The sequence below is a fragment of the Pantoea wallisii genome (genome assembly GCF_002095485.1).
Lineage (GTDB): Bacteria > Pseudomonadota > Gammaproteobacteria > Enterobacterales > Enterobacteriaceae > Pantoea > Pantoea wallisii.
On sequence record NZ_MLFS01000074.1, the window covers coordinates 1 to 19,857 of the forward strand.

20 protein-coding genes and 1 pseudogene are annotated in these 19,857 nt (G+C 53.8%); 9 read left to right on the forward strand and 12 right to left on the reverse strand.

The genetic code is table 11. The features are described 5' to 3' along the window. Positions 1 to 175: 175 nt before the first annotated feature. Positions 176 to 1,012: an SDR family oxidoreductase gene (locus HA48_RS19575; RefSeq protein ID WP_128602798.1), complete on the reverse strand. Its 837-nt coding sequence runs from the start codon at positions 1,010 to 1,012 to the stop codon at positions 176 to 178. Between the two features lie 105 nt (positions 1,013 to 1,117). Here HA48_RS19575 and HA48_RS19580 point away from each other — a divergent pair, with 105 nt between their 5' ends. Beyond that, positions 1,118 to 1,672 carry a TetR/AcrR family transcriptional regulator gene (locus tag HA48_RS19580; RefSeq protein WP_128602799.1) on the forward strand — a complete coding sequence of 185 codons (555 nt, stop codon included), beginning with the start codon at positions 1,118 to 1,120 and terminating at the stop codon, positions 1,670 to 1,672. Between the two features lie 52 nt (positions 1,673 to 1,724). Here HA48_RS19580 and HA48_RS19585 read toward each other — a convergent pair whose 3' ends face one another. The 4 genes from HA48_RS19585 to HA48_RS19600 form a co-directional block, all read right to left on the reverse strand. Further along, positions 1,725 to 2,927 (reverse strand): MFS transporter, encoded by a 1,203-nt coding sequence (locus HA48_RS19585; RefSeq protein WP_128602800.1) that lies wholly within the window; start codon positions 2,925 to 2,927, stop codon positions 1,725 to 1,727. Between the two features lie 45 nt (positions 2,928 to 2,972). Then, positions 2,973 to 3,734: an SDR family oxidoreductase gene (locus tag HA48_RS19590; protein ID WP_128602801.1), complete on the reverse strand. Its 762-nt coding sequence runs from the start codon at positions 3,732 to 3,734 to the stop codon at positions 2,973 to 2,975. A 53-nt stretch (positions 3,735 to 3,787) separates the two neighbouring features. Then, the gene (locus HA48_RS19595; protein ID WP_128602802.1) at positions 3,788 to 4,603 is read right to left on the reverse strand and encodes an SDR family NAD(P)-dependent oxidoreductase; all 816 of its coding nucleotides are present in this window, start codon (positions 4,601 to 4,603) and stop codon (positions 3,788 to 3,790) included. Positions 4,604 to 4,760: 157 nt separating this feature from the next. Continuing rightward, the gene (locus HA48_RS19600) at positions 4,761 to 5,699 is read right to left on the reverse strand and encodes a GlxA family transcriptional regulator (protein ID WP_128602803.1); all 939 of its coding nucleotides are present in this window, start codon (positions 5,697 to 5,699) and stop codon (positions 4,761 to 4,763) included. A gap of 290 nt (positions 5,700 to 5,989) precedes the next feature. On the opposite strand from HA48_RS19600, the gene HA48_RS19605 reads away from it, so the two are divergent. Further along, positions 5,990 to 6,199, forward strand: a complete 210-nt coding sequence (locus HA48_RS19605) for a YdgH/BhsA/McbA family protein (RefSeq protein WP_128602804.1) — start codon at positions 5,990 to 5,992, stop codon at positions 6,197 to 6,199. Between the two features lie 423 nt (positions 6,200 to 6,622). Continuing rightward, the gene (locus tag HA48_RS19610) at positions 6,623 to 6,832 is read left to right on the forward strand and encodes a YdgH/BhsA/McbA family protein (RefSeq protein ID WP_128602805.1); all 210 of its coding nucleotides are present in this window, start codon (positions 6,623 to 6,625) and stop codon (positions 6,830 to 6,832) included. A 42-nt stretch (positions 6,833 to 6,874) separates the two neighbouring features. Here HA48_RS19610 and HA48_RS19615 read toward each other — a convergent pair whose 3' ends face one another. Continuing rightward, the gene (locus tag HA48_RS19615; protein ID WP_128602806.1) at positions 6,875 to 7,840 is read right to left on the reverse strand and encodes a LysR family transcriptional regulator; all 966 of its coding nucleotides are present in this window, start codon (positions 7,838 to 7,840) and stop codon (positions 6,875 to 6,877) included. Positions 7,841 to 7,893: 53 nt separating this feature from the next. Beyond that, positions 7,894 to 8,337, reverse strand: a complete 444-nt coding sequence (locus tag HA48_RS19620) for a hypothetical protein (protein ID WP_244182908.1) — start codon at positions 8,335 to 8,337, stop codon at positions 7,894 to 7,896. 271 nt (positions 8,338 to 8,608) lie between these two features. Here HA48_RS19620 and HA48_RS19625 point away from each other — a divergent pair, with 271 nt between their 5' ends. The 5 genes and pseudogenes from HA48_RS19625 (at position 8,609) to HA48_RS19645 (ending at position 13,617) form a co-directional block, all read left to right on the forward strand. Next, a complete protein-coding gene (locus HA48_RS19625; protein ID WP_128602808.1) occupies positions 8,609 to 9,814 on the forward strand; it encodes an MFS transporter in 1,206 nt (401 codons plus the stop codon). Positions 9,815 to 9,889: 75 nt separating this feature from the next. Next, entirely contained in the window at positions 9,890 to 10,744 is an 855-nt protein-coding gene (locus tag HA48_RS19630) for an N-acyl homoserine lactonase family protein (protein WP_128602809.1), read from the forward strand. A gap of 181 nt (positions 10,745 to 10,925) precedes the next feature. Then, positions 10,926 to 11,926, forward strand: a pseudogene (locus tag HA48_RS19635) (zinc-binding alcohol dehydrogenase family protein). Between the two features lie 60 nt (positions 11,927 to 11,986). After that, positions 11,987 to 13,183, forward strand: a complete 1,197-nt coding sequence (locus HA48_RS19640) for an L-dopachrome tautomerase-related protein (protein WP_128602810.1) — start codon at positions 11,987 to 11,989, stop codon at positions 13,181 to 13,183. Between the two features lie 47 nt (positions 13,184 to 13,230). After that, positions 13,231 to 13,617 carry an acyl-CoA thioesterase gene (locus tag HA48_RS19645; RefSeq protein WP_128602811.1) on the forward strand — a complete coding sequence of 129 codons (387 nt, stop codon included), beginning with the start codon at positions 13,231 to 13,233 and terminating at the stop codon, positions 13,615 to 13,617. Between the two features lie 889 nt (positions 13,618 to 14,506). On the opposite strand, the gene HA48_RS19650 is transcribed toward HA48_RS19645, so the two are convergent. From HA48_RS19650 to HA48_RS19665, 4 genes are all read right to left on the reverse strand, one after another. Beyond that, complete coding sequence (locus HA48_RS19650) at positions 14,507 to 14,929, reverse strand: cupin domain-containing protein (protein ID WP_128602812.1); 423 nt, start codon at positions 14,927 to 14,929, stop codon at positions 14,507 to 14,509. A 91-nt stretch (positions 14,930 to 15,020) separates the two neighbouring features. Further along, complete coding sequence (locus tag HA48_RS19655; protein WP_128602813.1) at positions 15,021 to 15,557, reverse strand: carboxymuconolactone decarboxylase family protein; 537 nt, start codon at positions 15,555 to 15,557, stop codon at positions 15,021 to 15,023. A gap of 331 nt (positions 15,558 to 15,888) precedes the next feature. Continuing rightward, the gene (gene rclA / locus HA48_RS19660) at positions 15,889 to 17,220 is read right to left on the reverse strand and encodes a reactive chlorine resistance oxidoreductase RclA (protein ID WP_128602814.1); all 1,332 of its coding nucleotides are present in this window, start codon (positions 17,218 to 17,220) and stop codon (positions 15,889 to 15,891) included. A gap of 212 nt (positions 17,221 to 17,432) precedes the next feature. Further along, complete coding sequence (locus tag HA48_RS19665) at positions 17,433 to 18,149, reverse strand: SDR family oxidoreductase (protein WP_167377163.1); 717 nt, start codon at positions 18,147 to 18,149, stop codon at positions 17,433 to 17,435. 138 nt (positions 18,150 to 18,287) lie between these two features. On the opposite strand from HA48_RS19665, the gene HA48_RS19670 reads away from it, so the two are divergent. Beyond that, positions 18,288 to 19,199, forward strand: coding sequence for a LysR family transcriptional regulator (locus HA48_RS19670; RefSeq protein WP_128602816.1), 912 nt, complete (start codon positions 18,288 to 18,290; stop codon positions 19,197 to 19,199). A gap of 88 nt (positions 19,200 to 19,287) precedes the next feature. Here the strand turns inward: HA48_RS19670 and HA48_RS19675 are convergent, their stop codons facing one another. Next, positions 19,288 to 19,569 carry a hypothetical protein gene (locus tag HA48_RS19675; RefSeq protein ID WP_128602817.1) on the reverse strand — a complete coding sequence of 94 codons (282 nt, stop codon included), beginning with the start codon at positions 19,567 to 19,569 and terminating at the stop codon, positions 19,288 to 19,290. Positions 19,570 to 19,857: the final 288 nt, after the last annotated feature.

Genomic DNA, 19,857 nt, shown 5'->3' on the forward strand with positions numbered 1-19,857 from the left:
GAGGCCAGAGTCTGATGGCAACGGCCAGGTTAGCCGTTAATGTGCGCTATGAGTGAAAAGCAGACGTTCCATATCAAGATAATCGAGGCGATTTTAAAAGCCGGTCATAGCTTAGTTGACGAAAATACTTTGAATGGTCAATTTTGTTTAGATCCGGCTATCACTGGGAATAGGGTTATTTAGAATCACTGACGTGGGCCTGAGTCTGTTGCTCTCGAAGGCTGAAAAGACGCTCTTCTAATGCAGCTTCGATAAAATCATAGGCATCGCTTCCCAGAATTAGTCGCATAGGAGCAGATTCCATATCAGTAAGTTGTAAGATCATACTGGCCATCTTTTCAGGATCTCCTTTTGCTATATATCCTTTATCGTTTAAGCGACTCAGCATATGTCCCAGCGGCGTGTCTCTGTAGGCATCCGGAAGTTCTCCCATTCGCTCCCCTGCATTACCCCGGAAAGCCGTGCGCGATGACCCTGGCTCCACGATATTCACCGAAATGCCAAACGGTGCTACTTCTTTGGCCAGTGACTCAAAGAATCCCTCCATCCCCCACTTACTTGCGTGATACAGCGATGCCCCAGGGTGTGTCGCCTGACCGCCGTAAGAGGAAATGGCAATGACTCTTCCTCCTCCCTGTTGGCGCAGGAAAGGAAGCGCTGTCCTGGTTACCAGCACGGGGCCGAGCAAATTTGTATCAATCTGGTGTTTTATCTGATGAGTACTCAAACCTTCTGCGGGCCCAAATAGCCCATATCCCGCATTATTTACTACAACATCAATGCGCCCGGCATCCCGGAAAGCCTGACTGACAATGGCTTCGATCGAATCAGTAAGTGAAAGATCCAGTTTAAGTACGCTCAGAGTTTTTGGGTATTCTGCAACCAGTGCTTTAACTGGTTGATCGCTGCGGACGGTTCCGATAACCCGATTGCCCTGCAATAGTAGTTGTTTGGTCAGGGCTAAGCCAAGACCGCTGCTGATACCGGTAATAAACCACGTTTTGTAAGACATACTCATCCTTATAACTAACCGTTTAGTTAGTTGTAACTTATAATTGTCTAACCGGTTAGTCAATCAGTAAACTGAGCGTCGGTCTGACTATTCAGGAAAAAAGAAATGCGGGATGCTGAAGCAAGCAGGGCAAAAATCCTGGAAGCGGCAACAGATGAATTCGCTACCTGGGGCATTGCCGGGGCGAGGATTGAGCGCATAGCCCGTTCGGCAGGTTGTAACAAGAACTTGATTTACATATATTTTGAAAACAAAGAGAGGCTATTTCAGACAGTCATGGAGACACATCTGACAGCAGTATATGACACGCTGACGTTCAGACCCGATGACCTCCCTGGATATGCATCTGACGTTTTCGATTTTGCGCAGAGCAATCCGCGCATTATGAGGCTTATGGCCTGGTTTTCGCTTGAGCAACAGGCTACTGGTATCAGCGGCAGAAATGCGTCATTTGTTAAGAAAATGGCTACGCTTCAGCAGGCGCAGGCCGCAGGACGGGTAAGCGATGCCTTCCCGCCGGAGTTTCTGCTGACAACCATTATGGCGCTGTCTACTGCGTGGTCCGCCCTCGGCCCGTTTGGCGTATTCTGCGATAACGTCCCGGCTGGCGACATCAGGAAGATGCTGCAGCAAATGATTGCAGGAATGATCCGGTCGTAATAAACCGCCTCCCGACAACGGATATCGGGAGACGTGGCCGGTGATACAGGGTTCAGGCTTCACTCTGACAGGGTTCAGAAACCGCAACCGGTTTCCGGAGCTTCTCTGATAGCTGCAGGCTGATCAGCGCCAGAATAATGAAGGCTACTGACATTCCGGCCACGCCGTAAAATCCCGCGGCCGGATAAACCCATGAAGCCACCGCTGAGCCAAAACCGATACCCCCGAACATAAAGGCACTGGTCAGCGCAAGCGCAATGCCGCGATGCCTCACCGATGACAGCTCGACGATCCTGCGCTGCTGGCTGGGCCAGAGCAGATCCGTGGAAAACGCCCAGAAAACAAGCATTATCAGCAGCAGGATCAGTACCTTAGGCAGCACGGCAATCAGCGCAGTATCCACAATGAGCATCGTCATTCCCGTCAGCAGCAACTTTTCAGACGTAAAGCGCGCTGCCGCGCGGGTGACCCAGAGATTACCCAGCACGCCGGCAATCCCCAGTACGGTCAGCGCTGCGGAAACCGCATGCGTGCCGGTGGTATAGGTATCGCGAATAATTGGGGCGATAAAAGAGTAAAAACTGTATACCCCGGAGGTAATGAAAAACACCACCAGGAAAGCCGTCAGGTATTTACCCTCAGACAGCACGCCTGCCATCTCGGTAAGCTGGATGCGCGTTCCCGCACTTTCATTAGGCACTGTCAGCAGTACGTTCAGTCCGCTCAAGAGGCTTACCACGCCAACCAGCGCAAACAGCGCTTTCGCTCCCCACAGACTGGCAACCCATGCGGCGAGCGGGATGCCGGCAAGGCTCGCCATCGAGACCCCGAGAAGCACCATGCCGATAGCCCGCCCGCGCTGCTCTTCATGTACCAGTTCGGAACCCAGTGCAACCAGCACCGGACCGATAAATCCTGCACCTGCGCCCATCAGTATGCGCGAGGCTACCAGCGCGCTGTAGCCCGGAGAAAGAGCAAAAGCGAAGGCGCCCAGGCCAAATAGTCCGATACCCGTCAACACCAGTTGGCGACGGCGCATGTGGCCAAACAGCACCTGAACCAGCGGGGCCGCCAGCGCAAAGGTAAGGCCGAAAATACTCAACAGGCGTGCGCTCTGCGCATCGGTCAGTTGCCAGGCCGCGGATATAGCGGGCAGGCTACCGGCAACGGATAGCGCACCGGTTGCCTGCACAAAGTAAGCAATGCTCAGCGCGCGCAGGGCGCGACGTTGGGAAGAGGTAATGACAGCGTTCATTATTCATCTCCGGCATAAAAACAGGGGCTTTACGCCCCCGGGTGTTTACTGGACAGGGATTGGGTTATCCGCCACGGACTGGTTAAACTGGTTCACCAGGGTATGCTCATCGGCACCCGGGTTATCACGAACCGGCAGCACGCGGTCAACGATGGCTTCGATGGTGTCCGTACCCAGCTTGTCAAACGTCTCGCTAATGAACGCATCCAGCGGCATCGCGCGCGGGTCACCGCTTTTATAAATCAGATCCGTATCGACCCACGGTGGGGAGATTTCGATGACCTGCACGCCGGTGTCGCGCAGCAGAAAGCGCTGTGACAGGGTGTAGGAGTGAATAGCGGCCTTGGTAGCCGAGTAAAGTGCATTGGTCGCCAGCGGCAGGAAGGCCAGCACTGAGCTGTTGTTGATCAGCACGGCGTCCTGCTGCTGCTTGAGGTGCTCAATGAACGCCGCGCTGACGCGCACCGGTCCCAGAATGTTGGTGTTCAGCAGCGTAACCGCCTGTGCGTCATCCAGCTCGCCCGCCGCATTGTCAAACGGCATGATGCCGGCATTGTTGATGACCACGTTCAGCGCCGGGTAGCGCTCCAGCACGCTCCGGGCGGCGGCCTGAATACTGTCGGCGCGCGTCACGTCCAGCACCACATAGTCCATGCCCGGGCTTGCGGCGGTAACCTCCTGCAGCAGCGCTTCGCGGCGCCCCGAGATGATCACCTGATTTCCCAGCTGATGAAATTTTTCTGCCATGGCGCGGCCGATGCCGGAGGTGCCGCCGGTGATAAAAATGGTGTTATTGGTCAGTTTCATGGTCTTACTCCTTCAGAGATAGTTTTTAGGTTGTGAGGCTGAAAAAAGGTGGTTCAGTGTACGGATACGGGCTGATAGCGTTCAGCCGGCGCGTCGCTGCCCAGGTGTGGCATCATGGCCTGGCGCGCCTGTTCATAGCGGGTCCAGAGCGTTTCGTCCTGCAGGGACGGGATGGTAATCAGTTCGCCGCGTGCAAAGCCGGTGAGGGCCGCATCCACCATGTCCTGCGCACCCATGACGATGTTCGGGTCAAGCTGGGCAACCGGCAGACCGCCGTTGTCCCAGAACGGCGTGGCGGTAGCGCCGGGCAGCACGGCCTGCACCTGAATCCCCTTACCGGCCAGCTCGTGGTGAAGTGACTGGCTGAACGCCAGGACGTAAGCCTTGCTGCCGCCGTATACGCCGTTCAGCAGCTCCGGAGCAACACTGACGATCGAGGCGATATTGATGATGGCGCCGCGACCCCGCGCAACCATGCCCGGCACCACCCCGTAGGTCAGGCGGGTCAGGGCGGTGACGTTGAGGTTAATCATGGTTGTCATCTGTTCGGCGTCACTCTGCAGCAGCGGGGTGTGGGTGCCGATACCGGCGTTATTCACCAGCAGCGTGATGCTCGCGTCCTGACGCAGCTTCTCTTCCAGTCGACCCAGCTGAGCGGCATCGGCCAGGTCCGCGGCAACGACTTCCACGCTGCGGCCGCTGTCGGTAGTGATATGTTCAGCCAGCTGATTCAGGCGGTTGTGATTGCGCGCCACGATGATGAGGTCATAGCCCATGCGTGCCAGGCGGCCTGCGTACAGTGCGCCCATGCCGGTTGAGGCGCCGGTGACGACGGCGGTGCCGCGGTCGGTGTGTGTCTGCTGCGTCATGTTGTTCACCTTGTCATGTATCGGGTTGGTGAATTCATAGTACGCAGTCACGCGCCGGGGCGGCTGACGAGAAAGGTCGTGATTTCGGACATCATGATGGCCGGGATCCCGGACACCATGATCGGGAAGGAAAGTTGTGCAGGGGTGAAAAGGAGGGTCAGGCTTTACCGGTGCGCAGCGACTGCGGCGGAATGCCGTAGCCGCGGATAAAGACCTCGCGCATGTGGCGACGGTCGCGGAAGCCGGACTCACGCGCAATCACCTCCATTGATAATTTGCTCTGCTCGATCAGCAGCCGGGCGTTTTCCAGCCGCAATCCCTCAATGGCTTTGGCCGGGGACTTGCCCGTTTCAGAACGGAACAGGCGGCTGAGCTGTCGCGCGCTGACGTGGACCGCATCCGCAATGTCTTCGATGGTCAGCGCTTTGCTGAGATTGTTACGCGCATATTCCAGCGCAGACTGCAGGCGGTCACTGCGCGGGGAAAGCATCAGCATTTCGGAATGCTGCGTCTGTCCACCGGAGCGGCGGTGATGCATGACAAGCAGGTGCGCAACGGTGCGTGCCACCTCGGCACCAAGATCTTTTTCTACCATCCCCAGCGTCATGTCGAGTCCGGCGGTGAGTCCGGCTGAGGTCCAGACGTGCTCGTCAATGATAAAAATACGGTCCTCTTCAACGCGCGTGGTAGGGTGCAGGGCCTTCAGACTCTGCGCGTGCACCCAGTGCGTGGTGGCGCGCCGCTCAGATAACAGGCCGGCCTGTCCCAGCACGAATGCACCGGTACAGATCCCGGCCACCCTCCGCGCCCGCGGCGCATTCACCCGCAGAAAGTCCACGATACCCGGCGAGGCGGGCAGCTCCAGCGGCGTCAGTACGCCCGCGACCAGCCAGGAATCAATGTCCATGTTCGCAGCAATCGGCTGGCTGTCCACGGCAAAGCCGTAAGAAGACTTCACAGAGCCGCCGCGCTCCGAATAAACTGTACAGTCATAAAACGGTTCGCCGGCAACCTGATTGGCAAACTCAAAGATACTTAGCGTGGATAATCCCAGAACCTGAAAGTGATCGGAAATCAGTAAGCCTACCCGGTGCATCATCTTCTCCTTCAGTAGTCCGGCGTCGCATACGTCTCTGTAGGCGGTTTCGCCGCAAGCAGGTGAGCAAAGACAATACCCTGGTTTCGCTCACCGGTTTCACCTTCATTTAAAAAAGTCGACTAACGCTGTATTTCAATCTTCTCTCGCCGAGAGAAAGTCTTTGCTGCCACCCGACCTGTTTCGTCTGAAAAACGGGCACTATTATTCATCTCACACAGGGCAGCAAATAAAAGCGCCGCCCTGAAACTGAAACGTAATAACTCACAAATACTTTAAAGGACCCCAAAATGAAAACTGTAAAATCTGCTCTGATTGTTGCCGCCCTGACTGCTGTATCATTCGGAAGCTTCGCGCAGAGCATTACCGCAACGGCATCTACCCTCGATGATGCGGAAGCACAAATTGCCCGTCAGGCACAGGAAGCTGGCGCCCAGTATAAAATTACGGAAAGCTATGCAGGCAATCAGGTTCATATGACCGCCCGCCTGATTAAGTAACACTGCGTCAGAAAGGCCATTTGCATAAATGGCCTTCTTTTTTTCTTTTGCATAATCAGCCCTGTCACCTGTCCTGTCCATTTTTGACCTTCTTTACCCAACCAAAGAATAATCCAATAATCAGTTAATATAGCTTGTTTCATCCGTTTTTATGGTCAGTTTTTCCAGCCATCAAGACCTACCCTACAGCATTGACCGGCCGACCGAATAAGCCCTCAGTCCGACAAAGTATGTCAGTGAAATAGTAATGTATTGCCGTCTTTTCCCGATTTACTGTCATCTGAAAAGTGAAGGTGTTAATTAATTACGCCTGTTTTTCTGTTCTTATCCACGGGATAACATCTTATTTATACAAGGCGCCGGGTTTAACCTGCGCCCTGAATGAAAACCTTAATATTTTAATCACGCATAAGGAATATATAAATGAAAAATTTTAAAAGCGCGCTGATAATTACCGTCCTGTCCGCCGTTTCGTTCGGAAGCTTTGCACAGAGCATCTCCGTGACCGGTTCAACTTTGGATGATGCAGAATCGCAGATCGCGCAAAAAGCGAAGCAGGCGGGTGCCGGTTATAAAGTTACCGGCAGTTCCGCCGGTAATCAGATTCGCATGACGGCAACGCTGCTGAAATAACTGAATCTGCCGAAAAAAGCCATTTTAAAAAAATGGCTTTTTTTATGCGCTCTGGTTAGCAGGGACCGTATCCTGAGCTCCGGGAACAAAAGCCGGATGGGTGCGCATCAGGGCCGTCACGGCTTTAAGCTGCTCACGCAGCTGCGCATGCAGTTCACGTATCGCAGGGGAGAACTGTTTACGATGGGGACAAATCAGATTGAGCGGAACGCCTTCGCCGGGTTGTTCCGCAAGCAAAACCTCAAGCCGGCCTGCCAGTACGTCCGCGCTCACATCGATCCATGACTTGTAGGCGATGCCCATTCCCGCGACTGCCCAGCGTCGCACCAGGTCGGCATCGTCACACAGCATCCTGCTGCTTACGGTTAACTGGCGTCTGACGCCGTTTTCCGGGAAGGACCATTTGTCGTACACGTGACCGTTCAGCGTATAAAGCAGACAGTGATGCAGAACAAGATCGTCAAGCTGCCGGGGGCTGCCGTGCTTTTTCAGGTAGGCTGGCGCGGCGACAAGCACCCGGCGGTTATCTTCAGCCAGCGGCAGAGCAACGTAGCTGCTGTTTTCGAGAACACCATAGCGGATGGCGACATCCACCGGATCGCGGAACACGTCACTGACATTATCAGACATGAAGATACGCAACGATATGCCGGGATGCTTTTCGCAGAAGGCGGTGATCACGGGTAGTAAAACGTTACGTCCGATGTCTGAGGGGACAGCAATTTTCAGCTCGCCCTGTATTTCATTATCCCCTCCCTGGAGCCGTTCGGTGCCCGCCTGCAGAATGTTCAGCATCTCCTGCGCATAAGGCAGCCAGGCTTCACCTTCTGCAGTGAGCCTCAGGCTGCGGGTTGAACGCGCAAAAAGTCGCTTATTAAGATCCCGCTCCAGTCGGTTGACCGCGGCGCTGACCTGACCGGGGAGAATGTCGGCTTCACGGGCAGCGCTGGAAAAACTGCCCAGCGCGGCGGAACGAACGAACAACGTAACATCTTCAAGACGTATCATGCAGACTCCGGTTGCAAAACGTTTTCATTACCGCGCAGGCAGGGCGCTTATTTTTATCGGGCAGGCTTAAGAAATTTCAGCAGACGGGTTACGCGCTGCTGCCAGGCTGTTCTGTCCAGGGCATCATTTGCCGCCAGGCAGGCTTCTGCCAGGGTTGACCAGATGATGTCAGCCACGATGTCGCCGTCCTTTCCGGCATCCTCCACCGGAATGTTTAGCTGAATCTGCGCTATAACCGCCTCACGAAATTGGCGCACAATAGACAGCGCTTCTTCAGGCAGTTCACCCACTTCCCGCGCAGAGTTGACCACAAAGCAGCCGCTAAAGGCGGGATTGTTAAAAGGTGCGGCCAGCAGGAAGGCTTCAATATTTTCCCAACCATAGGGTTGTTTTTGTAGCAGAAACTGCGCGGGCGCGCTACTGACATAATGTTCAAGCGCGCTGACGAACAGCTGTTCCTTGCTGCAGAAGGTCGCATACAGGCTTGAGCGGTTCACATCTGTAGCTTCCTCAAGCTGCCCGAGACTGGCGCCTGCAAGCCCACTTTTCCAGAAGACCGGGATAACGCGGTTCAGGACGTCTTCGTTACTAATCTTTTTCGGTCTGGCCATCATCCCCCCCATTTTAAACCAATCGTTTTAATATACGCTCTGAGCGTCAAAAAACCAGACTGTAGAAAATAAAAAACTGTTCGGTTCAAAACCACTTGCAACTAAGGCGTCACAAGAGCTAGTTTTAAAACGAACGGTTTAAAACTAAGGATCTCTGATGCCCGCACCTCTTAAATCTACCCGGTTTGCTTTCTGGATAAGCGCTGCCGTCGTGGCGCATACGCTCTGGACAAGCGCCGCCCCGGCAATGATCTATCCGCTTTACGCAGCACAGTGGCAACTGTCAATGACGGTGCTGGCGGTCATTTTTGGACTCTACCCTCTGGCTGTAGTCCTGACGATGCTGCTGTCAGCCGGCCTGTCCGACAGACTGGGACGAAAGCGCGTCATGCTGGCCGGACTCATCAGTTCCGCCGCCGGCGTACTGATGTTCGCCGTAGCCGGAGACGTCTATTCGCTGATGGCGGGCAGGGTACTGATGGGAATAGGCGTCGGGTTGTCTGCCGGACCTTCTGCCGCAGCCCTGGTTGACTATGCCGGAAACGGAGGGGTCTCACGCTCTTCCGCAGTCACTCTGGGCGCTCAGTCGGTGGGCTTCGCGGGTGCGCTGCTGATGGGGGGAGCCCTGGTAACGTGGGCACCGGCGCCCACTCGCCTGAGCTTTTATGTGCTGTTCGCACTGCTGCTTATGCTTTCCCTGTTGTGTCTGTTTATCCCCGCTGACCGGCCTTCCGGGCAGGCCCGCCGACTGCTGGCGCGTCCTCACGTTCCCGCCTATCTGCGCCGGAGCTTTACTTATGCCGCACTGGCGGTGATGGGCGCCTATACGCATGGCGTGTTGATTTCCTCCCTTGGTGCTCAGGTCGCTCGTAGCCTGATTGGATCACCGAACGCGTGGATTAACAGCCTGGCACTGGCGCTGTTTCCGGTGGCGCTCGGAATTGCAGGCGGCCTCGCCAGAAAAACCGAAGCCAGGCGGGCGATCGTAACGGGTTCCGCGCTGTCTGTTGCAGGCATGGTAAGCCTGTGCGTTTCGGTCTCTGCTCACAGCCTGACGTATTTTGTGGGCGCCTCACTGGTATCGGGTGCCGGATACGCCTTCATGACGTTTGGCGGACTGGCGCTGATAGCGCGCGAGACCCGTCCCGAAGACAGGGGAAACGCCATGTCGATGGTGTTTGTCTTTGCCTATTTGTTTACCGGCGGACTGGCTATTGCGCTGGGTAAAACGGCCACAGCCCTGAACCTTTCAACTGCCGTTTATACCGGCGCTTTCATCCTCACCGCCGTTTGCCTGGTGCTGATTATTCAGGGCCTGTATCAGCGGCGTTTCCGGCATCCGTTTCCCGTAAAAGATGCCTGAAAACTGATTTTCCCCGGAGCGTGTGAGGGTGACCCGGCGCTGCGTAAGACATTTAACTGAAATCTGGAGAAGAAAATGGCCTTAAAAATTTATCCACTGAACCTTGGCAATATCACGCTGGACAAGTCAGGACTGGTGTTATTCCAGGACGCAGGGACCAAAACCACTATTCCGACGCTGTCCTTTTTAATCACCGGGGGAGAATACCCTGTACTGGTCGATTCCGGCTCAAGGTCCACAGAGTATTACAGCCAGTTTGGCTTTGAGGCAGAGCAGACGCGCGAAATGACGCTGGAATGGAACCTTGCACAGCATGGCCTGACGCCAGCGGATATCCGCTACGTCATTCACACCCATGCGCATGTTGACCATGCCGGCGGTGACTCTCTCTTCCCCATGACTACCACGGTCAGCCTTTCTCGCCGTGAGCTCTCTTTTGCCGCTTCCGGCATTATGGGACCGGCCATGTATGCCCTCGAGGACACGCGTCACCTGCTCGACAGGCTGTACACGCGGGGCGCGCTGCGACTGTTTGACGTTGACGGCAGCTTTGAAGAAGAGGTGATCCCGGGTGTAACCGTGCGCCTGAGCGGGGGGCACACCCCGGGCTCGATTTCCGTTCTGGTAGAGACTGATGAGGGGCTTGCAAATATCTGTGGTGACGTGGTGTATAACCTGGAGGGCAGCCTCATCGATCCTTTCCTCGACAGCCTGAACCCCGGCGAACCGACCATCACCGGTAACAGGGCAATGTCCACGCTGGAAGAAAAGACGGCCATCAAGAAAGCGCTGTCCGGCGTGCGGTTTATGCTGCCGAGTCATGATCTACCGGCGCTGGTTCAGGGAGGGCGGGTTGTGGGGCTCCTGCATAACGCCATCTCAAACCCTGAAGCGCGCGTCACCGATATATCAGCCTACAGCCTTCTGTAATCCATCCGGGCCTGCGGGCCCGTTTTTCTTATGTCCGTCCGCTGCGGCCATGATTTTCACTCTGCGAGTGAAAGTGCTGATGCCGGCACCCCGTTTTTCTGCGCCAGTACCTCCCGTACTCTTCCCATAACGCACCATTAATCCGGTGTCACATAACTTCTTAATGAAACGGGAACACACCATGAAAGCGATCGTTTATACCCAGCACGGGCTGCCCATTACGACCCGCGTTCTCTCTTTGAAACTGAACTGCCCAAACCTCAGCCGGCCGGTCACGATCTGCTGGTGAAAATCCGGGCCATTTCAGTCAACCCTGCAGACACAAAAGTGCGTGCCAGCTCGCCCGTTACGCAACCGCGCATTCTCGGATGGGATGCGGTAGGCGTCGTTGAAGCCATCGGTGAAGACGTTACGCTCTTCAGGCCCGGCGATGAGGTGTACTACGCCGGCTCCATTATTCGTCCGGGTTCTTATGCCGAATACGGACTGGTTGATGAACGCATCGCCGCTCATAAACCAGCTTCCCTGAGCGATGCCGATGCGGCTGCGCTGCCGCTCACGTCTCTGACCGCCTGGGAGCTGCTCTTCGACCGGCTGGAGATCACGGAAGGGCACGGTGATGCCATCCTCATTATTGGTGCCGGCGGGGGCGTGGGCTCGGTGCTCACTCAGCTGGCCAGCAAGCTGACCGGCCTTCGTGTGATTGGCACCGCCTCCCGGGCGGAGACGGCGGAGTGGGTGCGCGAGCTCGGCGCGCATGACGTCATCGACCATTCCCGACCGCTGCTGGAAGGCCTGCGTGAAATCGGCGTGTCTTCTGTACGTTACGTTGCGAGCCTGACGCATACCGATAAACACTATCAGCAGATTGTGGAAGTACTGGCGCCACAGGGCCGGCTGGCGGTGATTGACGATCCGGACTCGCTGGACGCGGTGCCGCTTAAACGTAAGGCCGTGTCGCTGCACTGGGAGCTCATGTTTACCCGCTCCCTTTTCCAGACCCCGGACATGATCCGTCAGAACGAGATCCTGGAAAACGTACGCCGTCTGATCGAGGACGGCACCCTGCGCACCACGAAAGGTGAGCACTATGGAAAAATCAGCGCAGAAAACCTCCGCCGGGCGCACGCTTTTATCGAAAGCGGCCGGGCGCGCGGAAAAATTGTACTGGAAGGCTTTTGATTTCTCTGCCGGTCGGCAACAGGCTGGCCGGCTCACTCAATATCTCAGGAAGATAGACTGATGAAAAAAACCATGATGAAAACAGCGTTAGCGCTGTCTGTGGCGCTGATTGCAGGCACCGCCTCCCTGAATGCTCTGGCTGCGGACGTCCATACGTTGCCTGCCCTCAGCAGACTGGCCCAGGATCGCGCAATTGGCAAGCCTGAGGTGGTCGCGACGTTCAGCGGCGCCATGCCGACCGGGGTCACCGTCACCGAAACGGGCCGTATTTTTGTGAACTTCCCGCGCTGGGGAGATGACGTTCCTTTTACCGTGGCAGAGGTAAAAGGAAACCAGCTGGTTCCTTACCCCAATGCCGCGATAAATACCGTTGATAATGCCGCTCCCCGTTCGCACCTGCTGAGCGTGCAGAGCGTAGTGGCCGACGGTCGGGGTCGTGTCTGGATACTCGATACTGCCGCGCCGGGCTTTTCAAAACCGGTTGCTGGCGGCGCTAAGCTGGTCGCGGTTAACCTGAAAACCAATCAGGTTGAGAAAACCGTGGTTTTTCCGGCTGACGTGATTAAACCTGCTACCTACGTCAACGATATGCGCTTCGACTTTCGCATCGGTAAAGCCGGCGTGGCGTACGTGACCGACTCTTCACTGTCCGGTACTGGCGCGATTATCGTCATTGACCTGGACACCGGCAAAGCGCTGCGCCGCCTGGAAGGCGACCGCACAACGTCGCCTGAGGCGGGTTTCTCCCCCGTCGTCGAGGGTGAAACGCTGCTTCAGCGTCACGCGGACGGAACCACTGCGCCGTTCAGCGTAGCCTCTGACGGCATAGCCCTCTCGCCGGACGGTAAAACGCTTTACTACAGCCCGCTTTCGGGTCGTCACCTGTATGCCGTTTCCACCGCACTGCTTCGCGATCCGGCCGTTACTGAGTCTCAGCTCTCGGCGTCAGTGAAAGACCTGGGTGAAAAAGGGGCGTCAGACGGGCTGGAAAGTGATGCAAAAGGGACCGTTTATGCCGGCGACTATGAGCGTAACGCTATCCGCATGCTGCCGGCAGGTGGGGAGTGGACAACCATCGCGCATGGCCCGGAAATCTTATGGCCGGATACGCTGTCGGTCGGGCCGGATGGCTATCTGTACTTCACTACCAATCAGCTGAACCGCCAGCCCGGTTTCCATGGCGGCAAAGATTTGCGCCAGAAACCTTATGCACTGTTACGTATCAAGATTAATGCAGCACCCGCACCAACGCACTGATTCACATCAAACCAGGGGGCCCATGGCCCCCATTATCAGGAGCAGGCATGTTCAGTAAAATGTATGACGTTGATGAAGCCCATATTGATTTTCAGGAGGTGGTTGATGGGCTGTACTACCCGTTTTATATGGAGTGGACCCGTCACGCCTTCATGAAAGAAGCACTGGGTATCGATATTGAAGAAGAGTTCAGGCAGGGACGCATGTATATGGTACTGGAGTATTCCCTGCGTTTCCGTCAGAGCCTGAAAAAGGGAGATAAAATAGAGGTTACCTGCCAGCTTGAAAAAAATGTGAAACGCAACCGCGTGAATTTTTACCAGCAAATCCGGGTTAATAGCGTGACCTGTGCTGAAGCAACTTTTACCGCCACTTGCCTGTTCAATGGCCGGCCGATAATGCCTGAGGCCGTGTCAAACGCTTTGGCTTACTGAGATCGTATTCAGGCCTGGCGTACCCGTGAAAAAACCTGAGTTCGCCGGGCTTTCTGCATCATTTCCCTGGTCATCCGGGCATACATTGCTCCCTGGATAGGCTTCACATCGTAATGCGGATCTCTGGCTGGGCTGAAAGGCCTGTCGTCCAGGCCACGATGATCGGCGCGTCATTACAATCAAGAGTATTCAGAGAACTGTATTCGATATACGGAGCGGCCAGCCTGGGGGAAAGTCGCGCAATATCTGCGCCGGCAAGGCTACAGGAAGCGGCGCTGCGTATCGCTGAATGCAGAATACGACAGGGTGTCAGTGTATTAATCAGTCAAAACCGACTGTTAAATTCCGGTGCCGCTGCCTGAAAAAATCACTCCTGATCACTGAGCTCAGGCCCCCGCCTGCTAACCGGACGTCATTCTTCCTGAGGTCTATGGAGCGAGAAATCGCGACATTCGGCAGCCATTCCATAAAGGCAGGTGATAATGCTCTCCTCAGGCTAACTGATACTGAGACATTGTGCCGGCGCAGCGCACTGAAACGGCCGCTCAGGTTCATTCTCAACAGGAAGAGCAATCCTGTTCCTGCATCACTCCAGGTAGCTTCTCATTACGGCGAAAGGAACCCATTAGTAGTACGCAGAACGCGCTTATTCGCGGCTATCAGTCTGCTCAGGGCCGGTTATACAGGACCGGTATCCGCGATAGCTGCAGAGAAAGTCAGATTAACAGGTTGAAGCAGTGGGGAAAAAGCTGGAGTAAAGGATTATTTTCACGTCATTGAGCGGATGGAACAGTCCTGCCTGATATGTAAAGACATCCGGATGTTTAAAGCCCCAACGTTTTACGTTCGGGGCCGCTGGCAGACAGTCTGTAAGGACAAATGAAGAGATTTAGCGGTTTCTGTCCATAAAGGTATCGGCACTGCCGTCTTGCGGATCGATGAACACGACGTCACCGGGCGAGCGGCGGGGCGTGTCCAGCGTCAGGAAAATGACGGGTTCTTCCAGCAGTACGGGAAGCGCATGCACGACGTTGCGCTCAAAAAAAAGCATGTCGCCGGGACCAAACTCGGCCTCGGTCGACGCATTCTCCATCCAGAAGGTGCCGCGGCCTGAAAGCACATACAGGTACTCATCGCATTCACGGTGAAAGTGAGGGGGGACGCCACGGTAAGCCCGGAACACGCGGCTGCTGGCATCCGGCCGATCGGTTAAGTAGATGTCTGCCAGCATCGTGGTGGCACTCTCCGGCAGATTTTTGGCGATTTCAGCCGGTCTGAAGCGTGCGGACTTCTGTGCAGAAATATTCGACATGTCTGTTTTTCCTTAACGGGTTCAGAGGGAAGGGCGGTGACCAGAAGCAGCGAGTAGTACCTCCGCCTCTGCGCCACCGGTTCCTGAAGCATCAGTTTACTTTCGGGAAATCAACGACGGTGTCGTTTACGCGGTTCACCATATTGGTAAACAGAATGGCGCTGACGGCACCCATGGTTTCCACAACCTGCTGGTCACTGAATCCGGCTTCACGGAAGGCCTGAACGCGCTCTGCTGCAACAGTGCCGCGGGATGAAACCAGGAACTGAACGAACTGCACCAGCGCATCGATACGCGCATCAGCGGTGAAGCGGGCTTCACGCAACTCACGCGTCTGCTCATCAGTGTACCCGGCTTTTTTTGCCATCAGCGTATGGGCGGCAAGGCAATAGTCACAGCCAGACTCTTCGCTTACCGCGAGATTAATGGCTTCAAGTTCGCGCGCGCTCAGGCTTCCTTTATGCAGCGCAGCGTTCAGCTGCAACATCTGGCCCAGTATCTCAGGTGACTGCGTGCCAATCGTCAGATAGGCGTTGGGCACTTTTCCCATGCTGCCTTTAATCGCGCTGAACAGCTGTGCGGTTTTACCGGTGGCCTCAACTTCAGTGATGGTATGTAAACGGCTCATTTGAAACTCCTGATTTAATGTACGGTTATGGGTACAGCTGCCAGAATCTGTTGGCTTAACAGGCTCTGACGCGCTGAATTCAGGAGTACAGTACTGCGGCTGTAAGAGATGAAAAACCTGCTGTCGGGGTCAGGACTTTATCTTGAAAAGTTAAAATAGAACTTACGGTATTGTTTCATTAAAACTCAGTATCAGCCTTTGACCATCAGAAGCTGGCTTAGGCCAAAGGAGTAAAAAGATAAACTGATTGGGAGGTAATACGCTGCGTTGAGGCCAAAAAAAACCGATGCATACGCACCGGTTAAAATCCTGTTCCTGACAAAAATATCTTTCACGCCTGTTTTACCAGCGCGAACAGGTCATTGAGCGATTCGCTCATGGTGGGATGTGTGAAAATTTGATCCCTGAGTACGGTATAGGGCAATCCTGCATCCATTACGGTTTTCACAATATTGATTACCTCATGAGAATCTGCGGCCAGCAGCGCCACGCCAAGAATTTTTTGACTGTCGTTGTCTACCAGCGCTTTAAGGACGCCTCGCGTATCATTGATAACGCGCGCGCGTGGGATAGCAGCCACCGGCAATGATACAACCTGAAAATTTCTGCCCTGTTCACGCGCCTGCGCTTCCGTGAGGCCGATGCGCGACAGCGTAGGCGTCATAAATACGGAATAGGGTATATTCACACGATCTTCTGTAGTTCGTGTGCCTTTGCCCAGTAGCTGATCGTGTACGATGCGAAAATCATCCAGCGAAATGTAGGTAAACTGCGGGCCGCCGGTGACATCACCCAGCGCCCATATGTGATCTACTGTCGTTTTCAGACGATTATCAACCAGGATAGCACCGCGCGCATTCGTTGCTACATCTGCATTTTCAAGCTTCAGCGAACGCGTAGCCGGTCGGCGTCCGGTTGCCACCAGTAATAAATCGGCCTGACGATCGCCATGGTTCGTGTGGAGCGTAACGCTGTCGTTACCACTGGAAACTGACTGCACTGCAGTGTTCAGCTCAATCTTCACGCCCTGTTCCTGCAGGACGACCCGGATTGCCGCACTGATATCAGCATCCTCACGCGCCAGAAATTGCGATGATGTTTCAAATAAGGTGACCTCGCTGCCAAAACTGGCGAACATGGAGGCAAATTCGACGCCAATATAGCCTCCTCCAAGAATGCTCAGCCGTTTTGGCAGACTGGATATATTCAGAATGCCGGTGCTGTCGACAACGCGTGGTCCGGGTATTAAGCCATCGATCTGCGGGAAAACAGCTTCGGCACCGGTGTTAATGAAAATGCGATCGGCACTGAGCTGACTGCTTCCCTGTTCCGTCGTGATTTTCAGCGTGTGAGGATCAATGAATTCCGCATGACCATCAATCACCTCCACCTGCTCGATATTGGCCAGATTCAGATAATTTTTCTCACGCAAAAGCTCTACTACAGATGCTTTACGCTGCATCGCGTCATTGAAGCCGGCAGCAGTTTGCGCATCGTGCACCAGCGCCTTGGTGGGAATGCAGCCAACGTTGATACAGGTGCCACCATACATCTCTTTTGATTTTTCAATAATCACCACGCGCCAGCCTGCGCGCCCCAGGGCGGCGGCCAGCGTTTTTCCCGCCTTACCAAATCCGATAATTGCTGCCTGATAATGGTTCATAATGCTCTCCGATTAATAAAGCTCAAAACTAGTCAATACCATCAGTTTACGATTGACGGCGACGCGCTTTTACGCCGTAACGCTGATTTTTTTGTTCTTACGTCTGAGTTACCGGATTATTAATCTTGTCATAATTTTTTTAGTACGGGTTACGTGAATGGCAAAGATGATTAATTCGGCACTATGGCGAGAAGTCTCGCCACATTGACGGGTCAGCTGATGAGCGCACCACCTTCAATATCAATAACCGTGCCAGTGACAAACGGATTATCCAGTAAAAACAGATAACCTTTAGCGATATCCTGCGCATGGCCATATACTTTGACTGGCAAATTTGCAGCAGCAGTCTGAAGCATTTTTTCACGAGCAACGGGGTCCATACTTGCGTACGCCTCGGTATCAGTCAGCCCCGGGCTCACTACGTTCACGCGTAACGGAGACAGCTCTTTTGCCAAAACCTTTGCGGCTGACTCAATGGCAGCGTTCATCGTTGATTTAACAATGGTTCCGCTCAGGGTTCGTCGTGCCACAAAGCCGCTTGTCAGCGTAAGGGTTCCGCGAGGCAGAATATTTCTACTGAGATGCCTGGCTGTGTAAATGCTGCCCCAGAACTTGGTATCAAAAGCAAGCCGCGCTGCGCTGAGTTCAATTTCTGAAAGAAACCCACCGGGCGCGTATGAGCCTGCCGTGAACACAATATTATCTACGTAACCCAGCGAGTTACTCAGTGCAATAACTTCTGATTCATTACTGACATCAAACTTTAATGTTTTAACTTCTGCTGACTTCAGATTAAGCAACTGACGTGCAGCTTCCAGTTTTTCAATATTTCGCCCTGCCAGAATGATCTCGTTTTCATGCTCCGCCAGTGCGCTGGCCACAGCAAAGCCAATGCCAGATGCGCCGCCAATAATTAACGTTCTACTCATCAGATTTATACCTCATATTTGAGAAAGTTTTGATATGTGTTTACAGGTCTGGAAAGTGATGCTGAAAGCACTTTACATATAAAGCCCTTTTTTGATAATGACAGTAAAAGTGCAATTACTTTTCGGAATAAATGAAATATGGGTAAGCTTGAGGATATGGCACTTATCGTAGAAGTGGCCGAGGCCGGTGGGCTGTCAGCTGCCGGGAGACGTCTTTCGCTCTCACCGGCATCAATGACGGCAAGACTGAAAGCAATTGAAGAGCACTACCAGACACGGCTCTTTCATCGTTCGACACGCGCCATAACGCTGACAAAAGCCGGAGAGAATTTTTACCATGCCGCTCTGCGTGTACTGAATGAGGCACGACATGCAGAATCGCTTCTGGTACAGAGAGAAGGAGTACTCTGCGGGGCCATCCGCATTTCTGCTCCGTCTGATTTCGGAAGGCAATATCTCAGTCCTGCGATACTGGATTTTTCCCGTCTTCATCCTGACGTAAATGCGTCTGTTTACCTGGGAGAGCGCGTAGAGGACCTGATTGCTAACCGGCTGGACATGAGCGTCCGTTTCGGTAATTTGCCGGACAGCAGCCTTATCGTCAGGAATATCGCACCTAATCACAGAGTCCTGGTCGCATCAGATACGTATCTTCAGGCCTCAGGAATGCCTTCTACACCCGAGAGTCTTCACGATCACAGGTGCCTTGCTCTGGAACTACACGGTGTTGTTAAAAATGAGTGGAGATTTGAGGAAAATGGGGGCAGCAAAAATATTCGCATAAATCCTGCCATGGTATGTGACGATGGTGCACTTCTCCGTGAGTGGGTTCTTAACGGAGCGGGTATTGCCTGCAAATCCTGGTGGGACGTAAAAAAAGATGTCGAACAGGGAAAGCTTTATGTTCTTTTTGCAGAGAGCTTTATAGGGTTCAGTCGCTACGACCGCAAAAATGTCGGGCTGCAGTTTGTATACCCTCAGCGCAAGCTTCAGCCTTTACAGGTAGCTGCATTCAGTGAGTTTTTAATTGACTGGCTGAAAAATGAATAAATTTTGGCATGCTCATGTTTAAGCTAAAAATCAAACAGATGCCTGGCACGTGATAGTTTTTTATTAACGCTGATTGCAGATAAATAACTTAGATAATTTCTGAGGAGTCATCACTTTCATATAAAAATGCCATACCTTTTTTCGTCATTTTTACGCTGTAGTATCGTTTTGGATTGACGGGTTCACGCTCAAACTCAATCAGGCCACCGCGCTCTAATGGGATCAGGCTCAGGGCTGTTCTGTCTTCTCTCAGTTTAGTATCAGGGTTATATCTGACCTGGCAACCATGACTTTTGTCACCTCTTAACAGAAATCTGGCTCCATCCCGCATAGAACGAAGAATTGCTAAAGATGTGGCTGAATAAGGCATAGCTAACCCGCGGAAGTTAAAGAGATGTGATTTTAGACTCAATTCAACATAGATGATTGAGCGGCACCACGTTAGTCAATGCACAGATGGATTCAGTATCATCCTTGGAAATGCCGCTTTCAGACCAAAAAACGGTCATGGGCGGTCAAAGTGCTTACATCAGATTAGAGCGCTGAGACAAAAGTGATTCAGACTCAGGGATTAAACATTATCTGTCTCGCTTAAAACGCAAGGATAGCTGATGCGTTCTTTACGCCGTAACCATAATCAGACAGTGAAAATCCTGAT